Below are 19114 nucleotides of genomic sequence, written 5' to 3' on the forward strand. Positions count from 1 at the left end.
CACCCATGACATCCCGATGATCAGTCGGGGATCATCGATCCTGTGAGGAAAGAGATCAAGATATAAGGGGCGCTCCGACGGCTTACGCCGTTACGACCCCAACGGCACGCTTCCCCTTCATTCTGATTTCTGGCGAGAAATATTATCAATCACACTACAGGCATGGCTGCCAGTGGGATGATGGCGCCGCGATACTGAATGACGGTGCTGGCGGTTAAATGCCCACGCACTGCGGCGTCATGTGCGCTACCACCGGTTAGGCGAACAGCCAAATAACCGGCACTGAAGGAGTCCCCAGCCGCGGTGGTATCGACCACTTTTTCTTTCGGCAGTTTAACTGCTGGCACATCATACTGGTGAGCCTCAAAACCCTCTTTCACCCAGACGATGCAGGAATCAGCGCCGCGCTTAATAATAATTTCGCTTACACCTAAATTCTGTGTGCGTTCGATGACCTGCTCCAGTGGCTTCTCGCCCCACAGCATGTCTTCATCATCCAGTGTCAGGAAGGCGATATCCGTGCAAGCCAACATGTCGCGGTAGGCTTGTTGCGTCTCTTCCTTGCTCTGCCACAGGCGAGGGCGGTAGTTATTATCAAAGATAACTTTGCCACCGTTAGCACGGCAGGCACGCAGCAATTTCAGTAAGCGCTGGCGGGAAGCACTGTCGAGAATTGCCAGGCTGATACCACTAAGATACAGATAATCAAACTTTTCCAGACGTTGGCAGATTTCGTCTGCCGCCGGGCTGGTGAGCCAGAAACGTGCGGCAGCATCATTGCGCCAATAATAGAAGGTGCGCTCACCGGTGCTGTCTGTCTCGATAAAGTACAGCCCTGGCAATTTATCATCCATACGCTGAATGAGGTCGGTGTGAATGTTTTCCTGCTGCCAGGCTGCCAACATCTCGTTACTGAAGCTATCAGTACCCAGCGCCGTGACGTAATGGACATTCAAGTCTTGCTTTGACACCTGACGGGCAACATATACCGCCGTATTCAGCGTATCACCGCCAAAGCCCCGGCTAAGGTCGGTACCTTTTTGTGACAGTTCAATCATGCATTCGCCGATAACGGCAATATTTTTGCTGGTCATGGAAAGCTGGCCTGTGAGTCGATAATGGAAATAAGGTTAGTCTCACTGCTGGCTTGGTTAGAGTCAATAGTATTAAAACGACGTTTTAAATTTTTTATGACATAGGTCGGGAAACTGGCAAGTTTCCCGCGCTTCTGAACACAATTATGATGACTTTCGCAGGTCGGTCACGCTGTGGCCGCCAATTCCCCAGTTATCGGTATCCACTTCATCAATCACGACTACGGTCGTCGCCGGGTTTTTACCCAGAGTATCGACTAACAGTTGGGTCACTCCGGCGATCAGCTGTTTTTTCTGCTCCGCCGTCGCGCCTTCGCGCGTAATTTTAATATTGACGTAAGGCATATTCATCTCCAGTAAAGCATCATTGAGTTAAGTAATATAGGTGGCTTAAATGTGCCGCGCCAGCCTGTTTAGGCCTGTAATCTGGCTGGAAATAATAATCTGTCATGCTGCGATATAAAGTTCTGTTCGCCCGAGTCGATAACATCTCCAGAAGGAAAACTGTTTATCACAGGGTGGCTCAAACTGACGGCGATACCTATTGCCTTGACGGTCTGGTGCCCTAAAACATGGCGACTAAACTGATGATGACCAATAAAGTATCAGGTTTACTTGCGCCATCCTTTGCCGCCATTGATCGTAATAAAGGACAGAGCTTCTGGCGGCAATGTCAGCGTCGGTACACTTTTCAACCTATCTATCGTACCTCCGGTGCGCTGCTGGCTATCGAGCTGCTTACGGCAGTTTTTCACCCCTCATCACCGGATACTCGTCTGAATCCGGAAGATTACTTCAGTGCAATCAGTATCAGCGCCCGTTTGAATGTGGTGCTGGAGCAGTTGAATATGGTTAAACAATGGCATGCGATATTTGTGCATCACTCGGTGTTGGTCTCGATTAACATTGATGGTCAGGCTTTGATGGCGATGCAGGACGACTTGCAGGCTAAGGTGTTAATCGATGCCATGCCTTACATTCGCTTTGAATTGCTCGAGCATGTCGATACCTCTCTTGATACCCCCTTTGCACGTATTGCTGAAGCAGACCGCCTATGGCTGGATGACTTCGGCAGCGGGCTGGCAAATTTCACTTCATTTATTAGCTGGCGCTATGAGTACATCAAAGTCGCCAGAGACCTGTTTATCGTGCTGCAAGAAAGTGATGTCGGAAACCAACTGTTTTTCAAATTGGTGACTCTCATGGCGAGCTATAGCAAAGGCGTGATTGTTGAAGGGGTGGAAACCTCACAAGAATGGGCAATGGTGCAGCAGTCTGATGCCGTTGCCGCACAAGGCTATTATCTCTCTCGACCTACGTCATTTGATCGTTTACAGACCCTCCCTATGCTGTTTTGCGGCTAATGTTTTTGGGTCAATAAATCAGCAGCTCTTTCCTCCATCTCGCCCTGTTGCTTCATTCTCGACTATGGTTAAAGTACTTTTACGTTCTTAACATCATGAGTACTGGCATGGAGCTGTTATGACCAAAACTGGAAAAGTGCTGACAGGCATAGTCGGGGTTATTCTGCTGTTACTGATAGCAGCCATCGTGTTTATTAAGACTTTCGACTGGAATCGTCTAAAGCCAACTATCAATGAGAAAGTCTCGACCGAGCTGCAACGGCCTTTCGCTATTCGCGGCAATCTGGGTGTGGACTGGTCACGCAAAGGTGATGAGCCAGGCTGGCGCGGTTGGGTGCCATGGCCGCATATCCACGCTGAGGATTTGGTGCTGGGCAACCCGTCCGATTTAGCCGGCGATAACGCCGCTGGTAAGAACAATACCGCCGAAGGAAAAACAGAATCTACCGCGTTCCCTACTGGCGAGATGGTCACCCTGAAACGGGTTGATGCCAGTATTGCTCCGTTGGCGTTGCTGGCGAAAGAAGTCTGGATACCGCGCATCTGGCTGACCCAACCGGATGCCACCCTGCTACGGCTGGCGGATGGTAAGAATAACTGGACATTTAACCTGGCGAATAGCCCGACCGGGGATAAGAGTAGCGCGTCTGATTGGTCGGTAAATATTGATGATATTGTGTTTGATCGCGGCCAGATAAACCTGAAAGATGCGGTGCTAAAAGCAGACTTGCAGGCGGTGATTGACCCACTGGGTAAGCCGTTGCCATTTGCTGAGGTGACTGGTGCCCGTAACGAGAAAAAAGCTACTGAAAAAACGCAGAACAACGCCCCGGACTTTGTATTTGGTTGGAAGATTGACGGTAAGTATCAGGGGCAGCCTTTAACCGGCAGTGGCAAAATCGGTGGGATGTTGTCGATGAGGGATGCCAGCATTCCCTTCCCATTACAGGCAGATGTCCGCTCTGGTTCCACTCGGGTGGCGGTAGCGGGTACATTAACCGATCCTGCCAATTTGGCAGGGCTGGATCTGCAATTGAAATTCTCCGGTGCCAGTTTGGATAACCTCTATCCGCTGATTGGTGTGTTATTGCCGGCTACTCCCCCATTTAATACCGATGGTCGCTTAATTGCGAGCCTCAAACAGGCTGGTGGGGCAGTTTATCGTTATGAAAACTTTAATGGCAAAATCGGCGATAGCGATATTCATGGTGACCTGACTTACACCAATAGCCAGCCGCGCCCGAAATTAGTCGGCAACATGTCGTCAGATAAATTACGTTTTGCTGATTTGGCCCCTTTAATTGGGGCTGATTCCAATCAGGAAAAAGCCAATCGTGGTGAGCGCAACCGACAACCGAGCAATAAGGTGCTACCGACTGAAAAATTTGATACCAAAAGCTGGGGAGTGATGGATGCAGATGTTACCTATGCGGCTAAACGTATAGATCGGGATAAATCATTACCGCTGACCGACCTCTCCACTCACGTGGTGCTGAATAACGGTGAGTTGCTGCTCGACCCACTGCGATTTGGCATGGCCAGGGGGAATCTCAATGCAACTCTGCGCCTGAATGGCAACAAAGACCCGATGCAGGGTAAAGTTGATTTGCATGCCCGTCGCCTACAACTGAAAGAGCTGTTGCCACAGGTACAGGCAATGCGCAACAGCTTGGGACAGTTGAATGGCGATGCATCATTTACTGCTACCGGTAACTCAGTTGCTGCGCTGTTGGCAACCAGTAATGGTAACCTGCGCTTGTTACTGAATCAGGGGCTTATCAGCCGCAGCTTAATGGAATTACTCGGCCTGAATGTGGGTAACTATCTGGTGGCGAAGCTGTTTGGCGATGATGAGGTCAAAATTAACTGCGCAGTGGCGGATATTCAGTTACGCAATGGCCTGGCGACACCGCGCTTATTTGTTATTGATACCGAAAATGCCATTATCAATATTACCGGTAATATCAATTTTGCTACCGAACGGCTGGATTTATCTATTGATCCGGAAAGCAAAGGGCTGCGAATTCTGACTCTACGTTCTCCGCTGTATGTGAAAGGCACATTTAAACAGCCTGATGCCGGGGTCAAAGCTGGGCCTTTACTGGCCCGTGGTGCGGTTGCTGCGGTATTAGGTGTGGCACTCACACCTGCCGCTGCATTGCTGGCACTGATTTCCCCAAGTGAAGCAGAAGAAAATCAGTGCACGCCGCTGCTGCAAAAAATGAAGCAGAAAAAATAACGGGTTAATGTATCGGTGGTTGGGGGAGCAGTTGGCAACTGTGGTCTTGCAACTCTTCCACCGATGCACGATGCAACTTTGTCAGACTCGCTTTGCTGGCGAGCAGTAAGAATTGCCCATCCGGTAATGCTGTCATGGCTAAACCATAATGCCCCATTTCATCTTTCGCGCCCGGCACTTCGCTTGCTAACAAACGAAACGCCCCTGATCGCTGCAATTCTGCTGCTGTAGTGCGCCGAACTAAATAATCGTGTCCCAATAAACCGCCGGGTAAGGGCTGCCATTGCTGACGGAAATCAGTTTCCTGTGCTGCCAGAGCCGTTTTGACTGCTGGCTTTAGACACGAAATATGAATGTGTAGTTGATCCTGACTGCGACCATATTTTGAATTGATAGCTAGCGAGATATCCGCGTCATCAATGGGCACACCATATTTATCCGCCATAATGTGGCGAGCTTGCCAGGCATCAAAGAAATAGTTGGGACTGCTGGCGGCTAATAACTGTGGGCTTTCTATGCCGCTGATTTTGGCGGTCGGCATTAATAAATACTGTAATGGCCCATTCTTATCTTTAAACACCACGAAACCCGCTTGTGTATCGACCTCAACACAGGGTTGCGGGTTATGTTCCTGTTCCATATGCGGAACACACTGCTGGCTAACAATTTTCCACAGCGCATCGGCGTGGCTAAAGCGAAATTGATAGACCAGCAAAGCCGCTAGCATGACAACGGCGAGTAGTATCAGTAATTTTATCTTGCGAGACATGGGTGATCCTCCATGATCAGGGGTTACTCTGCGGTGTTATTGCCGCTTGTCTGGGGCAAGGTTCCGTCCTCGGCGTAGCGAGCGGTGGCTATCCAGGCAGCACAAAATAAGGTTAAGCGAGCGAAAAAATAGAAAAAGGCCATTAGGCCGATGACTGAACCAAAAGCCGCTCCCGATGGAGAGCTGGCAAGGCGCGGCAGCATCATGGTCATGATGAATTTGATGATTTCAAAACCGATTGCGGCAATCAGGGTGCCGCGCAACAGTGCTTTTTTCTTCGGCTTATGTCGTGGCAGAATCCAGAAGATCCATAAAAATAATAGATAATTAGCGGCAATAGAGATTGATAAGGCAATGAGTGTCATGACTGGCCGCAACCACTCGATCCCCCCTAACCCTAATGCATCAACAATTGCAGATTGCGCCGCACCGGCGATAGACGTCAGAGACAGGGTAATGATTAGCGCAATAACTAACCCAGTGAGCGAAACAAAATCACGCGCATAGCGGTAATAGAATTTTTCCTGATCCTGCGGATTGCGCTCCCAAACATCTCGTGACTGAGCGCGAATGGCTTCGCGCAGATTTCCCATCCAACTTATCCCAGAATAAAGTGCAATCGCCAAACCGGTTAATCCCACGGTCGTACGCTGTTGGATAGCGGTATTTACGGTGTTCTTAAGTGTGGCTGCCAAACTTGGGTCACTGATGGTATTAACAATTTTGTTAATTAATTCAGCCAATAAGTCAGGATTGGATGCCAGCACAAAACCCACGGCGGCAAAAGAAACCATCAAAATAGGAATAAGTGACAAAAATGAAAAATAAGTAATAGCGGCCCCAAACTGGCTGCCTAACCGATCATTGAAACGGTCTGTTGCACGGATAATATGGGCGACTGCCGGGTAAGCTTTCACACGTTCACTTATCCGTGTCATAAAGGAAATCGCTTTTTTGCCAGTTTCAATCCCAGCAGCCAGCGGGGCTGGGTTGTCTCGTGGTGCGTTCGGCATAATTCTCCTCGAATACAGTTATCCATGCCTTATGCAGATGATTCTTCTACAAAATATGACATAAAACAGCGGCTAATCTGTTGATAATAGCAGAGTCGAGGTCTATCACAACCGTAGTGGGTAAATTCCAGCATTTTGGCATACTGAAATTAACGTCAGTTATCTTTTCAATTCAACCGTTTTAAACGACTGATTCAGGTCTCTATTTATATTTTGTAGGAAATGGACTACATATTTTGGCATGTAGTCCCATATTAAAAATATTTCTTATCGCATATATTCCCAATAGGGTGGGTTATTTATTTCCTTTAAATTAAACCTGACAAATAAATATAAATATTACAGATAAAACAAGACCTAATAAATAAAGTTAAAAACTTTTTCTATTTGAATTTGTTATAAAACCAGGTTGTCAACATGAATATAAATAATATAGCGCGCTTACCTTGTTTTCGTAAAACGTTGCTGGCCAGTTTACTGGTGCCGCTGCTAACCCCACTTTATAGTTGGGCGGCACAGACAGTGAGTGTCACTGATGGTAATTCTGTTGCGATTTTAGGTGAATATGGCACCGATGGTGACAACCTGTCTCCGGTCAGCGTGCAAGGTTCTACCAGCGAGGTAACTGGCGACTCAGATGTCGCTATCACTACCACGGGGCGCGGTGCAAATGGTGCCAATGTGACTAATGGTGGCACTCTGACACTGAATGGATCGGCTATCAAGACTGATGGTGTCGTGGCATTTGGTATCAGCAATAATAAAGGCACCGTGAACTTACAGGGGGGGACGGTGACGACGACTGGCTCCACCGCTTATGGTGTTGCTTCGACGGGTCTGGGGAGCAGTGCGGATATTAATGGTACTGTGATCTCCACCAGTGGCTCATCGGCTTACGGTATTTCGGGGGCCGGTGGTGCTAAATTAACAGTCAATAATACGACTATCAATTCCAGTGGTGGTGGTAGTTACGGTATTTATTTGAGTGATATTGGCAGTGCGTTAAGTGGGGCGAATAACACCATAAATAACACCAGCAGTGCCAGTGGCACCGGGGTTTATATTGGGAATGGCGGTATAAATGCCACCTTAGATAACACCACAATTAATATGACCAACGGCTACGCCGGGGTGAGTGTTGGCCGGGATTCGACTATTACCATGGATGGCTTGACGGCTACGGGTAATATGAATCAGGTTTTTGATATTACCGGTTCGGCTACAGTCAGCAATGCCAATATTGATTTGGCTTCTGGCGCAGTGTTACGCGCTATGGGTAACAGTTCGACCAATAAAGCAGTCATTATATTAAATAATATCAATGCGATATCTCATAGCGGCAACGCGACGATGGTTAACGTTAATATGAATGCTGACGTCACGATCAATGGTGGCTCCTACCATTCCAAAGGCACTTATGCCATGGGAATTTGGGTACCGGATACGACGTCATCGGTGAAGGTAAATAATGCCGAGTTCATTACCGAAGGGGATGGTGCCACCGCTATAGAGAACCGGGGCACAGCAACCGTCGATAGTACAGTCGTGAGAACAAGCGGCAATAGCTCTCACGGCATTTACTCAGAATCAATTTTTAATGCCACCAATATGAGCATCTCCACAGCGGGTGTTGGCAGTATTGGTGCTACTGCTGCGCGTGGTGGAAATCTGAATCTGGCCGGGGCGACGATTAACACCACCGGTGCTTCAGGCATGGTGCTCGGCACCTTTATCGGTTCGTCTATCAATGCTAAAAATATCACCGCGACCTCAACCGGTGCCAGTGCTTATGCTTTGTGGACTCAAACCAGCAGTTCTATTGCGCTAAAAGACAGCCAAATTACGACCAGTGGTATGAATGCGGGTGGAATTTATGCCGCAGGCTCGAATGCGGTTTATAGCCAGGTTATGTTGGATAACTCTCAGATAGTCAGTGAGAACGGTGCTGGTGTTCGTGCATATGGTGCCAATATCAATATTGACGTGAACAATGGTTCACAGTTAATCGGCGGCAATGGGTTGCTGGTCAACGCCAGTACTAACGTCGGAACGGTAGCTTCTCCGCTCAATATTATCAGTAACGTCAATCTTAATGCTGACAACTATTCGGTGCTGGTGGGTGACCTTCAGGCGGAAGAGCATAATAATGTTAGCTTAACACTGAAGAATAATTCGGTCTGGACGGGTGCAGCATATAACGCCAAAAGTGTTGATGTTGATAGCAGCAGTGTGTGGAATTTGACCGGTGATGCCGATGTTGAGTCGATGCACATTTTGGGTCAGATGAACTTTATCCCAAGCGGCAGTAACCCAAATGCACGCGCGTTAGGTAACAGTTTTAGTACCTTAACCATTAATAGCAATCTCACTGGCACGGGTAGTTTTGTTTTCAATGCACAATTAGGCGATGACAGTTCACCGGCAGATAGATTACATGTGATAGGGAATGTCACTGGTGATCATTATGTTCAGGTGATTAATCAAGGTGGGCTGGGGGCACTAACTACCGGCGCCGGAATCAACCTTATTACCGTTGATGGTGATACCCACTCCGGGCAATTCACCACCAGCAACGCGGTTGTTGCTGGGGCATATCAGTATTTCTTATATAAGATAGATGAACATAGCTGGAATTTGCAGTCCAATCTGGCGCCTGTTGGCCCGACAGATCCGGGGACAGGTATTGGTGTTGACCCTGCGCCTGTGGCACCACAACCACCTGAAACGGCTTATCGCAGTGAAGTGCCGGGATATATTGCCGCGCCGTGGTTAAATGCATTCTATGGTTTTACCACTTTAGGCAGTTTGCACGAACGCCGTGGTTCAGCTGAAGGTGCGGCCAATGGTTTTAATCAGGATTCCTGGGGCCGAATTAGCGGGCAGCATAATAAGTTTGATGCGGGCCGTTTTAGCTATGACTCAGATATCTGGTTCGCTCAATTGGGTCATGATTTCTATCAAGCTGAAAACTCTGCCGGAACACAGGCGACAGCGGGCGTGATGATAACGCTGGGTAAACAGGAAACTGACACGCAAGATAAGGCACGGGCTGTGCGTCCGGAGCTATCAGTAAATACGGGTAAGATTAAGACTGATGCTTATGGTCTGGGCGGTTATTACACCTTAATGACGCCACAAGGTGGCTATATTGACCTCGTTGGCCAAGGGACGTTATACCGCAATAATTATCAGAGTCAACATGATGCCAAACAGAATGGTTATGGTGCGGCGCTATCTGCCGAAGTGGGTCAGGCGTACCCTATTGCAGGAAGTTGGAAAGTGGAGCCCCAGGGGCAACTGAAATACCAATATCTGAATCTGAACAGTTTCAGTGACGAGATTTCAGGAGTGAGCGGTACTTCTTACTCTGTCGGGCAGGCCCGCGCTGGGATGCGTGTCTTTAGTGAGGCAACCAAACAGCAAACCATCAAACCTTATTTATCTGCTGATGTGGTGTATCAGTTAGGTAAAAACCCGCAGGTCACTATTGATACGGCGAGTCTGCGACCTGAATTCAGTAAAACCTATTGGCAGGGCGGTGCTGGCGTGACTGCTAAAGTGAATAGTAATGTTGATATTTATGCAGATGCTAAATACCAGCGCGCTTTTAACGGTAAAATGGACGGCTATGCGGGTAATGTTGGTGTGAAGATTAGCTTCTAATTCACCATGTTACAGTATGATTTTCAGGCCAGGGCTTAGCTCTGGCCTGATTTTTTTAGCGATCACAATGAATAAGAATTTTCCCTTGAGAAGAGTTCTGACTCATAACACTCAATGCAGCGGGTAACTCATTGAGAGGGAATATCCCTGCGATTCTTGAACTGGCAATACCATCACGAATGAGCGGGAATATTTCATTTAGCTTTGCTGCCAGTGCATCACGGCCTGCGGTATGAACCCATTGACGTAAGTGGAAGTAACTAAAGCGAATATCAGGCCGATATTGCCAAAATGAGGCGGGAATTGGGTCACCGGACAGCAGTCCGTAAGAGATAAATTTCCCACCTTGCCGTACCATTCCTGCCAGCTTCATTGCGGTTTTGCCGCCAACACAATCGAGCACCGCATCAGCATCCCCGATTGGTGGTAATGGATTGCTATAAGTCGTATTGCCTGTATGCGGTAATATCAGTAACTCACCAGGTTCAGTATTATCAACAACATTTTCAGCCCCGGCGTGGCGAACAATCGCGGTAACCGTTAGGCCCAACTGTTTTGCCATTCGGATCAGCATCAAACCAATCGTTGAGTTCGCTGCGCTGACCACTATCTTCATTCCAGGGGCTGCGGCGAGGGCTTCTGTTAGCATCAACCAGGCCGTCATCGGGTTAACATAGCAGGTGGCGGCTTGCTCATCAGTGAGCCAGTCGGGAACGGCAAAGCACCAGTTCGCATCACAATGCTTATATTGCTGCCATGCACCGGCACTCCCCAGTGGGAGGACGCGTTGACCCACCAATTCGCTGCCAGCTTCTACTATGCCAACTCCTTCAAAGCCGGGCACGAAGGGTAATGGGGTTCGTGAGGAATATGCACCAGAAATAGTAATCAGATCTGAGGGATTGATTGTGCTGAACTGCATTTTTACCCGCAACTCACCAACCTTAAGCAGAGCGGGGGCATAAGATTCAAGTTGAACAGACTCGATGGCCGGGCCAAAGTGGCGCACAACCGCCCGCAAATGACTTTTTCCTGTCGTAAATTCCATAGATACCTCAATATCTTATGCGTGCTCAATCATCATCACGGCAGTGGTGTCCATGGTCAGTGCTTCAAAGATATGTTCTACATCTGCGGAATAGCTCATGTAATCGCCGCTATTTAATTCAACCGTCTGCTCAACAGGCCCAACTCTGGCTTTGCCTGAACCAATAATGACATGTTCAATTGTGCCGGGCATATGCGCTCGGGAACGCCTTGGTTCACCAGGCTGAACGTTAATTCGATAGATATCACGCTGCACCCCGGCGGGACAGGCAGCCAGTAACGTAGCGGTGTAATTCGCTTGTTCAGAAACTGCGGGAATTCCTTCATGCGCTCTGATCACCTGAACATGCAAGCGGGGCTGGGCGATGAGCCGACTGACGGGGACATCCAACGCCATTGCCAGCGACCAGAGCGTTTCCAGACTGGGATTACCGGCTCCGCCTTCCAATTGCGATAATGTTGATTTCGCGATACCGGCGCGTTTGGCTAATTCCGTTACCGTCAGCCCCAACTTCTCACGTTCCCGCCGGATAGAGGCAGAAAGCAAGCCAATAGGGGTTGCGGCATGGTCTGAATTATCGAGCACAGAATCAGTCATTGTTCACCATATCGTTCGTTTGTTCATCTTGACGAACAACTGAATATCGTTCACCATAATAGTCACTTGTTCATTTTAATGTGTTTTTGATTGAGTGCCAAGTACTCAATACCAAAGCATTCAGGCAGCTATTGTGGAGAAAAACGATGAAAATAAAAACGCGTGGCGTAGTGGAGATGATTGCCGCCATGCTTATCTCCGGTACGGTGGGCTGGCCGGTTATTGCATCAGGACAACCCGCCGTGACCGTTGTGTTCTGGCGTTGTGTGTTTGGTGCATTCGCGATGTTTATTGCCTGCTTTGTGCTGGGTTTGCTTAAACGTGGTGTGCTCACTCGACAGCACATTGCCATCGCTATTATTGGCGGCATTACGCTGGTATTGAACTGGGTTTTACTGTTTGGCGCGTACTCTTATGCTTCTATTTCGGTCGCGACGGTAACTTATCATACTCAGCCCTTTATGTTGGTCGGGCTAGGCGTGTTGTTTTTTGGTGAAAAATTAACGGCGAATACATTGGGTTGGTTGCTGGTCGCTTTTGGCGGAATGCTGTTTATTATTATTGGACAGCAAGGCGCTATCACCTTAGGTTCCGACTACCTCATTGGTGTAGTAATGGCACTAGGGGCGGCATTTATGTATGCGGTCACCGCAGCGATTATCAAACGCCTAAAAGGCCTACCGCCGCATCTGATAGTGTTGATTCAGTTGTTGGTTGGCGCTATTTTGCTGGCCCCCTTTGTGAGGTGGTCTGATTTTCCGCTGCCAGGCAGCACGTGGGGATTACTGCTCATAATCGGCGTTATTCATACCGGATTGATGTCTTCACTATTATATGGCGCGATTCAGAAGATCCCGACCAGCCTGGTTGGCGCGCTCTCTTTTATCTATCCGGTGGTGGCGATTTTTGTCGACTGGCTGGTATTTGGTCACCGGCTAAGTGTTATGCAAATGGTGGGTGCCAGTGCAATCCTGCTGGCTGCGGCGGGTATGAATTTTGGCTGGAAACTTGCGGGAAATCGCCTGCGCGAAAGTAAAAAATATTCTTGAAGGTCGAATGCAAAGCAATAAAAAGGCTATAAACCGGACGATTTATAGCCTTTAAGTTCGAGCAAAAGAGCTTAGCGCAGGGTAACAAATTCTTCGGCGGCAGTCGGGTGGATAGCAACCGTATTATCGAAATCTTTCTTGGTTGCGCCCATCTTCACGGCGACAGCGAACCCTTGTAGGATTTCATCCATACCAAAACCGATACTTGTGGTCTGGGCAGTTACTATACTTAATGACGGCACAGGGCAGCTATTTCAATATCGCTGGTCAGGTGGTTTTATACCGCAACAGTTATCAGAGCTAATATGATGCCAACCTGAATGGTTATGGTGTAGCGATGTTTGCCAAAGTGGGTCGGCATATCCAATAGCTGGCAGTTGGAAAATTGAACTGTAGTGCAGTTGAAGTAGCAATATCTGAATCTATGAAAGTCTGGACCTCGGTGGACAGTTAGTGTTTTCTAACTGTAGCCGGAGGTCTGGATATGATGAATGCTAAAGCGGAGCGAGATATAGCGCTCAAAAACAAAAGTCTTAAACTATGCAAGTAATGCCAAAAATGTCGCTAAAACCTGCAGACATTTTAGTATTAGCAGGCAAACCTATTACACATGGGAAAAAGCCTATGAGTGCTATGGAGAACAAGGGTTAATCAATCATAAGCCTTGCCCAGAAAATTCTACTCGACGTGTGGCAAAGCACATTGAAGAGCAAATAATTTACTTGCGTACAACATACCATTTTGGACCTCAGAGAATATCGTGGTACTTGTTATGATATTCATAATATCAAGGTATCCCGCTCTGGCTGTTATTACGTCCTTCTTCGAAATAGACTAAATCAACGACAACGCTCTAAGCCGTTGTTCAAGCACTATGAGAAACAAGCTCCTGGGCATCATGTGCAGATTGATGTTAAATTATTGTTTTTTAATAGCCCTAATGGTCAACGGATTAAGCGTTTTCAATATATCACAATTGATGATGCGACTCGGATACGTGCCTTAAAAATTTATGAGCGGCATAATCAAGCTAATACGATTGATTTTATTGATTACATTGTGAATAAGTTTCCTTTCCGAATAAAGACTATCAGGACAGACAATGGCCATGAATTCCAGGTGAAATTTAACTGGCATGTTCATGAGTTAGGGATGGAACATGTTTATATCAAACCAGCGATACCGAGGTTAAATGGAAAAGTAGGATGTTCTCATCTGACAGATAAACAGGAATTTTATCAGCTTATCGATTATACGGATGATGTCGACCTCTATGAAAAACTAGCGGAATAGGAGGCATTTTATAACTGTCATCGCCCCCATTCAGTACATGGTGGAAAAACGCCTTATGAAGTGTTAAAAACTAAACTGGGCATTTAAAATCAAATGTCAACCGAGGTCCTGAGTGAGACATGGTTTTTGGACCGGGGCTAGTCACTCAATTTGTATATAAGATATATCGCTATTCTCTTGGCCGTGGTTTCAATATATAGTCATATGATTATGCGAAAGTCTCATAAAATTGTGGACAGAGAAGGGGCATGAAATAAAAATGAATATTTATCAAAAGGTGAAAAAAAATATTATATCGTATCGGAATTTTTTATTTGGCTCTAAGCAGGATGATTCAGAAATATATTTAGTACAAGCTAGGGATTTAATTATAAAATGTGAATTTTTGGCTGCCCATAAATGCTATGAAAATGCCAGACACTGCAATCCAAATAACTTAGAGTGTTATATCGGTATCGCGTTATGTCAGTACCATTTAGACATGACGGAAAGTGCTATTAAGACAATGCTAGACGCGGAGTTTTATTTTGGAAAGCACGATGCGATCTTAACTTTACTGGTAAGATGTTTTCTAAAAAATAAATCTTGGGAAGAATTAGAGTCTTATTGGTATAAGTTAGATCAAGAATTTAATGAGAAATTTCCCGAAGACTTCTACATTCTAACAAGCGAAATATACGTATCTTTATTAAAGTCGGGCACTGAGTTTGAACGTTTTTCCTCGAGCTTATTAGAACGATTGATTTTTCAACAGGATAGCTCTGTTTCTCCAAAGTCCAACCCCATATTGTGCTCAATATTATTTCATTATCATGAGTATGACCGGCCATTTTATCTTTTTTTATTACAACAAGTTAAACGATTTATTGAGATGTATGACTCAACATTTGAATATCAAAAAACCACAGCCACCATAATGCTTACTTTTGGTTTGGTTGATACACAAACTAGAGAGAGGTTGCTTGAAACTTATTTTGAGTCATTCGATTTGTATTCACATTGGTCATTCGTTTTAATTGGATCTGGATCTAGCAATTTATGGGATGAGTCAATGTTGAGTAGTGTAGATTCAATCACAAGTGTTCGGAAAATAATAAAAAATAAAATATTCTGTTCTGATGTAACACAGCCAGCACTTCTATATAGAATGGTAATAATTACCAGTATTTGCTGTCGAGATCAATTGCCTATTCTAATTAAGTATATTAAAAATACAGGACTTAGCCAGACTGGTGATTTAGATGGATATAGAGAGGATTTATCTTTTATTGTACAGCAGCATGATGTTTCAGAGTGTAATAGTTCTGCTGTTGTTGATATCAAACGCCCATTAAATATAGCCTTCTGTGTGTCAGGGCAATTACGAGGATACAAGAAAGCGTTCGAAAGTTGGACGAAATTGGGTTTGGCAGATCATAACGTAACCTATATTGTTCATACATGGAGTGACATAGGTGAAAGCACCCTAACTCCACCAAAAGATGTGCGATCATTACCTCCTCAGTTTCAGATGGAATTTCGTTCTTTGTGGAATAAATTAGGCCCTGAAGTAATGAAAGCGAGATACCAACATTTTTTTTCGCTTTGGCCTGATAATGGCGATGTTGCAAATGTAAAAAGTTTAAAAAAATTTTATGGCAGCGATTTCGTTTTTGTTGATGATGACTCCGAACCGCCATTTAACCATTTTTCAAACCCTGAAAAAATGTATTACAAAATTTGGCAATGTCAAAATAAGATTAATGAATTTCAGGAGGGATTTGATCTGGTTGTCAGAATAAGACCAGATATTGAGTTTACTGAGAATATTAATTTAGATTGGTATGAAATATATATAATGTGTTTAGAGCGACAAGTTCTTTTTTGTGAGGAATATTATTCAGGTTGTCCGACTTACATGTTTCCTAATATTGGATATTGTATGCCTGATCTTATTGCTATCACGACTCCAGATTTGATGAATAGATATGCAAGCGCTTATAAAATGACTCTTAGAGAGGATAGCAACATGTTGTGTTTGAAACATTTTCCTCGAGAATTTAAGGCGCATACTAATGTTGCATATTCTACATTATATAACGGAATTATTGTTGAAGGGATCCCGCTTCCATGTAAACTAGTTTTTGCCAACAAGCCTAGCAGGGAAATGATGATTGAAGCCTTACAAATGGATGCACGTGAAAGAAATGATTGTATGGATATATTATTGCTTGAAGCTCTTTATCGGTCTTGAAGCATGGTGAAATAGGTTTTGTTAGCTGTATTTAGCAGCACCACAAAGTAAATTTGTTTGATAAAAATACAATCGAGGGGATTATATGAGCAGTATGTTTCGCAGAAAAGTAGAACCACGGGGTATTAAAACAAGCTGAAGGTAGCTGTGGGGGAAGGATACATGTAGCGACACTACAATGGTATGTTACAAATTAGTCACTATAACTGGAAATCGAAATACGGAGATAACTAAAACAGGAGTATGTTTCTTTGCGTCTAGAACATGGAAAGTATTCAAAATACTATAACAGAACAATCCTATGGTACCTGAAAGCCGCAGCTGGTTATCCCATAAAGGAATTAGGAGGCACGGATTGTAGTAGGGTATAGCACTAACGATACTATTGTGTTTAATTACAATAAGATATGTAAATTTGAGTTTTTAAATACTTGACCATTACAGCTAGAGTGCGACACTATAAATCATAGTATCTTATCGATTAGTTACTTACGAGTTTTTCGGAATAAAATATTTTAGGATAATGTCATCGACTATGAACAATATTTGTACTGAAACCCCTATTTCTCCCTATAGTTGCTTTCCTAGCACATATAGTATGCGGTTTACTCCTCAGAGATTGAGTAGAGCAATTGACTGGCATGGACATCTCTGCTTCGCCGCTTGGTTGATGGAGCTAGTTAGACCTCAGGCGCTTGTTGAGCTTGGGGTTTTCAGGGGAGATAGCCTCTCTACTTTTTCCCAAGCAGCCAAGGAATTAAATATTAACTGCGAGATAACAGGAGTTGATACTTGGGGCGGCGACAGTACAACAGGCGTTTATGGTGAGGAAGTTTATTCTGAAGTAAGAGATTATTTTTCATCTAATTTCATTAGAACTACTCTATTTAGAGGACTTTTTGATGATGCTTTGACATCCTTTGCTGATGATTCTGTTGATATTCTTCATATTGACGGCTGTCACCACTATGAAGCAGTGAAACATGATTTTGAGAGTTGGCTCCCAAAAATATCTAAACGTAACGGTGTTGTGCTCTTCCATGACACTTCTGTTGTAGCCGAGGGTTTTGGAGCTAAGCGTTATTGGAATGAGATAAAAGATAGTTATCCATCTTTTAGTTTTGTTCATTCTAATGGACTTGGTGTACTATTAGTTGGTAAGGAGCAGCCTGACGCATTGTTACAGTTATCGCATAGTGCTGAGTTATTAGATATAGTTCGTGCAATATACGAACTGTCTGGAAATGTGTTTTTACATATGGCCAAAGAAAAATGGTGGAAAGCAGAAGCTGATAAACATGCCGCCTATGTATCCCATATAACAAGTGATGTTGGTCGTGGGCTTGCTGAAACTGTAAATATACATGTAGTTAACTATTTAAACTCGATATCGAAAGATAAAAGTAGTGGTATGCTCGGTATAAAAAAAATAGCTAAAAAATTATTCAGAAAGCAAAACTAATGAACTGTAATGAAAATGATTTTGAACAAACTAGCGTTGCCGTTGTTATTGTTAATTGGAATGGTGGTGAACTATTAGCTAAATGTTTACAAAAGTTATCTGAACAAATATTCCAACCAAGTGAAATAATTCTAGTTGATAACAATAGTTCGGATGGTTCAATAGATCTGATCCCAAAAGAGCTGTTATCTAACCTGACTATTTTAAGGATGACTGAAAATTTAGGTTTTGCAGAAGGAAATAATAGAGCTATCACATTATGTAGTACCGACTATATTGCTTTATTAAACCCAGATGCATTTCCTGAAAAGGATTGGCTTGAGAAATTGATGGTTGCAGCTAGGGAGAATCCTAGTATAGTAATTTTCGGTTCTAAGCAGCTTTGCTACCCTGATACTAATATTATTGATGGCACAGGGGATGTCTATCATATCTCTGGCTTAGCTTGGAGACGAGGGCACGGGGTCAAGGTTCAACAAGGCGACCATTATTCAAAAGAAATATTCTCACCCTGCGCCGGAGCGGCGATGTATAAACGTTCAGCTTTAGCTGAGGTTGAGGGGTTTGACTCTGATTTCTTTTGCTATGTTGAAGATGTAGACCTTGGTTTTAGGCTAAGGTTAATTGGGCATAAAGCGCTCTATGTTGATAATGCTATCGTTCAGCATGTTGGTTCAGGGACCTCTGGTGGTAAACATAGTGACTTCTCTGTGTATTATGGGCATAGAAACCTTGTGTGGGTATATGTAAAGAATATGCCAATATCTCTTTTAATATTAAGTTTTCCCCTACATATTTTATTGAATTTAATATCAATTATTAAGTTCGGTCTCGACGGGAAATTGAGTGTTATCTTACGTTCCAAACGGGATGCTATTAAAGGACTTCCCAGGATGATAAAGAAAAGAAAATCTATCCAGAAAAATCGCAAGATTAGGCCAATGAGTCTTTTGAAAATATTAGATTACAGCATTTTTAGACGAGAAAGATAAGTAATTGCATTGACACGAAGTATATCTGAATCTTTCAGGCACTACTCTGAGAACGTGAACTTACCTACTCTGCCATACGATGGTATCAGATTAGTGGTACTAGGAGTGCCGTTCTTGAGTATATAGTTTAACTGTCACCATGACCTGTCTAGACCCAGTGTAGTACCTTATCTTTGCACCATAATATTTCAAATACTATATTTGGTTTACATTTTTAGATTAACCAGAGTAGCGAATTAATCGATAATAAATGCCTATTGATAGGGGTCTTAATAAGTGACATTGTGTTTCAGAAGAA

At 44.7% G+C, this 19114-nt stretch carries 13 protein-coding genes and 2 pseudogenes; 8 read left to right on the top strand and 7 right to left on the bottom strand.

Annotated features, from left to right (window positions below; genetic code table 11):
* Positions 1 to 149: 149 nt before the first annotated feature.
* Both QSV56_RS13070 and QSV56_RS13075 read right to left on the bottom strand, forming a co-directional pair.
* On the bottom strand, positions 150 to 1094 hold the full coding sequence (locus tag QSV56_RS13070) for a sugar kinase (protein ID WP_019081635.1): 945 nt from the start codon (positions 1092 to 1094) through the stop codon (positions 150 to 152).
* Positions 1095 to 1238: 144 nt separating this feature from the next.
* The gene (locus QSV56_RS13075) at positions 1239 to 1439 is read right to left on the bottom strand and encodes a 2-hydroxymuconate tautomerase family protein (protein WP_004388926.1); all 201 of its coding nucleotides are present in this window, start codon (positions 1437 to 1439) and stop codon (positions 1239 to 1241) included.
* A 227-nt stretch (positions 1440 to 1666) separates the two neighbouring features.
* Between QSV56_RS13075 and pdeH the strand changes: the two genes are divergently transcribed.
* Positions 1667 to 2458, top strand: coding sequence for a cyclic-guanylate-specific phosphodiesterase (gene pdeH, locus QSV56_RS13080; RefSeq protein WP_019081634.1), 792 nt, complete (start codon positions 1667 to 1669; stop codon positions 2456 to 2458).
* A 118-nt stretch (positions 2459 to 2576) separates the two neighbouring features.
* The gene (locus QSV56_RS13085) at positions 2577 to 4697 is read left to right on the top strand and encodes an AsmA family protein (RefSeq protein WP_263699044.1); all 2121 of its coding nucleotides are present in this window, start codon (positions 2577 to 2579) and stop codon (positions 4695 to 4697) included.
* A gap of 4 nt (positions 4698 to 4701) precedes the next feature.
* Here the strand turns inward: QSV56_RS13085 and QSV56_RS13090 are convergent, their stop codons facing one another.
* On the bottom strand, positions 4702 to 5466 hold the full coding sequence (locus QSV56_RS13090) for a CDP-diacylglycerol diphosphatase (RefSeq protein WP_301212668.1): 765 nt from the start codon (positions 5464 to 5466) through the stop codon (positions 4702 to 4704).
* A 23-nt stretch (positions 5467 to 5489) separates the two neighbouring features.
* Positions 5490 to 6479, bottom strand: a complete 990-nt coding sequence (gene yhjD / locus QSV56_RS13095) for an inner membrane protein YhjD (protein WP_019081631.1) — start codon at positions 6477 to 6479, stop codon at positions 5490 to 5492.
* Between the two features lie 417 nt (positions 6480 to 6896).
* Here yhjD and yapE point away from each other — a divergent pair, with 417 nt between their 5' ends.
* Positions 6897 to 10142, top strand: coding sequence for an autotransporter adhesin YapE (gene yapE / locus QSV56_RS13100; protein WP_301212670.1), 3246 nt, complete (start codon positions 6897 to 6899; stop codon positions 10140 to 10142).
* Positions 10143 to 10197: 55 nt separating this feature from the next.
* Here yapE and QSV56_RS13105 read toward each other — a convergent pair whose 3' ends face one another.
* Positions 10198 to 11190 carry a zinc-dependent alcohol dehydrogenase family protein gene (locus QSV56_RS13105; protein WP_050123135.1) on the bottom strand — a complete coding sequence of 331 codons (993 nt, stop codon included), beginning with the start codon at positions 11188 to 11190 and terminating at the stop codon, positions 10198 to 10200.
* A gap of 15 nt (positions 11191 to 11205) precedes the next feature.
* Positions 11206 to 11787 carry a helix-turn-helix domain-containing protein gene (locus QSV56_RS13110; protein ID WP_019081628.1) on the bottom strand — a complete coding sequence of 194 codons (582 nt, stop codon included), beginning with the start codon at positions 11785 to 11787 and terminating at the stop codon, positions 11206 to 11208.
* A gap of 146 nt (positions 11788 to 11933) precedes the next feature.
* Here QSV56_RS13110 and QSV56_RS13115 point away from each other — a divergent pair, with 146 nt between their 5' ends.
* Positions 11934 to 12836 (top strand): DMT family transporter, encoded by a 903-nt coding sequence (locus tag QSV56_RS13115; protein WP_019081627.1) that lies wholly within the window; start codon positions 11934 to 11936, stop codon positions 12834 to 12836.
* Positions 12837 to 12907: 71 nt separating this feature from the next.
* Here QSV56_RS13115 and QSV56_RS13120 read toward each other — a convergent pair.
* Positions 12908 to 13039, bottom strand: a pseudogene (locus QSV56_RS13120) (hypothetical protein); the annotation flags it as partial.
* A gap of 318 nt (positions 13040 to 13357) precedes the next feature.
* On the opposite strand from QSV56_RS13120, the pseudogene QSV56_RS13125 reads away from it, so the two are divergent.
* The 4 genes and pseudogenes from QSV56_RS13125 to QSV56_RS13140 all read left to right on the top strand — a co-directional run.
* Positions 13358 to 14216, top strand: a pseudogene (locus QSV56_RS13125) (integrase core domain-containing protein); the annotation flags it as partial.
* A 172-nt stretch (positions 14217 to 14388) separates the two neighbouring features.
* A complete protein-coding gene (locus QSV56_RS13130; protein WP_301212673.1) occupies positions 14389 to 16362 on the top strand; it encodes a lipopolysaccharide assembly protein LapB in 1974 nt (657 codons plus the stop codon).
* Positions 16363 to 16897: 535 nt separating this feature from the next.
* Entirely contained in the window at positions 16898 to 17824 is a 927-nt protein-coding gene (locus QSV56_RS13135; protein ID WP_301212675.1) for a class I SAM-dependent methyltransferase, read from the top strand.
* On the top strand, positions 17824 to 18816 hold the full coding sequence (locus QSV56_RS13140; RefSeq protein WP_019081621.1) for a glycosyltransferase family 2 protein: 993 nt from the start codon (positions 17824 to 17826) through the stop codon (positions 18814 to 18816). Before QSV56_RS13135 ends, QSV56_RS13140 begins: the two co-directional genes overlap by 1 nt.
* Positions 18817 to 19114: the final 298 nt, after the last annotated feature.

It is taken from the genome of Yersinia sp. 22-579, from assembly GCF_030433455.1.
Taxonomy (GTDB): domain Bacteria; phylum Pseudomonadota; class Gammaproteobacteria; order Enterobacterales; family Enterobacteriaceae; genus Yersinia; species Yersinia enterocolitica.

Coding starts and splice junctions, on each gene's coding strand:
- QSV56_RS13070 (WP_019081635.1), bottom strand. CDS start 1,094: ATGACCAGCAAAAATATTGCCGTTATCGGCGAATGCATGATTGAACTG.
- QSV56_RS13075 (WP_004388926.1), bottom strand. CDS start 1,439: ATGCCTTACGTCAATATTAAAATTACGCGCGAAGGCGCGACGGCGGAG.
- pdeH (WP_019081634.1), top strand. CDS start 1,667: ATGGCGACTAAACTGATGATGACCAATAAAGTATCAGGTTTACTTGCG.
- QSV56_RS13085 (WP_263699044.1), top strand. CDS start 2,577: ATGACCAAAACTGGAAAAGTGCTGACAGGCATAGTCGGGGTTATTCTG.
- QSV56_RS13090 (WP_301212668.1), bottom strand. CDS start 5,466: ATGTCTCGCAAGATAAAATTACTGATACTACTCGCCGTTGTCATGCTA.
- yhjD (WP_019081631.1), bottom strand. CDS start 6,479: ATGCCGAACGCACCACGAGACAACCCAGCCCCGCTGGCTGCTGGGATT.
- yapE (WP_301212670.1), top strand. CDS start 6,897: ATGAATATAAATAATATAGCGCGCTTACCTTGTTTTCGTAAAACGTTG.
- QSV56_RS13105 (WP_050123135.1), bottom strand. CDS start 11,190: ATGGAATTTACGACAGGAAAAAGTCATTTGCGGGCGGTTGTGCGCCAC.
- QSV56_RS13110 (WP_019081628.1), bottom strand. CDS start 11,787: ATGACTGATTCTGTGCTCGATAATTCAGACCATGCCGCAACCCCTATT.
- QSV56_RS13115 (WP_019081627.1), top strand. CDS start 11,934: ATGAAAATAAAAACGCGTGGCGTAGTGGAGATGATTGCCGCCATGCTT.
- QSV56_RS13130 (WP_301212673.1), top strand. CDS start 14,389: ATGAATATTTATCAAAAGGTGAAAAAAAATATTATATCGTATCGGAAT.
- QSV56_RS13135 (WP_301212675.1), top strand. CDS start 16,898: ATGAACAATATTTGTACTGAAACCCCTATTTCTCCCTATAGTTGCTTT.
- QSV56_RS13140 (WP_019081621.1), top strand. CDS start 17,824: ATGAACTGTAATGAAAATGATTTTGAACAAACTAGCGTTGCCGTTGTT.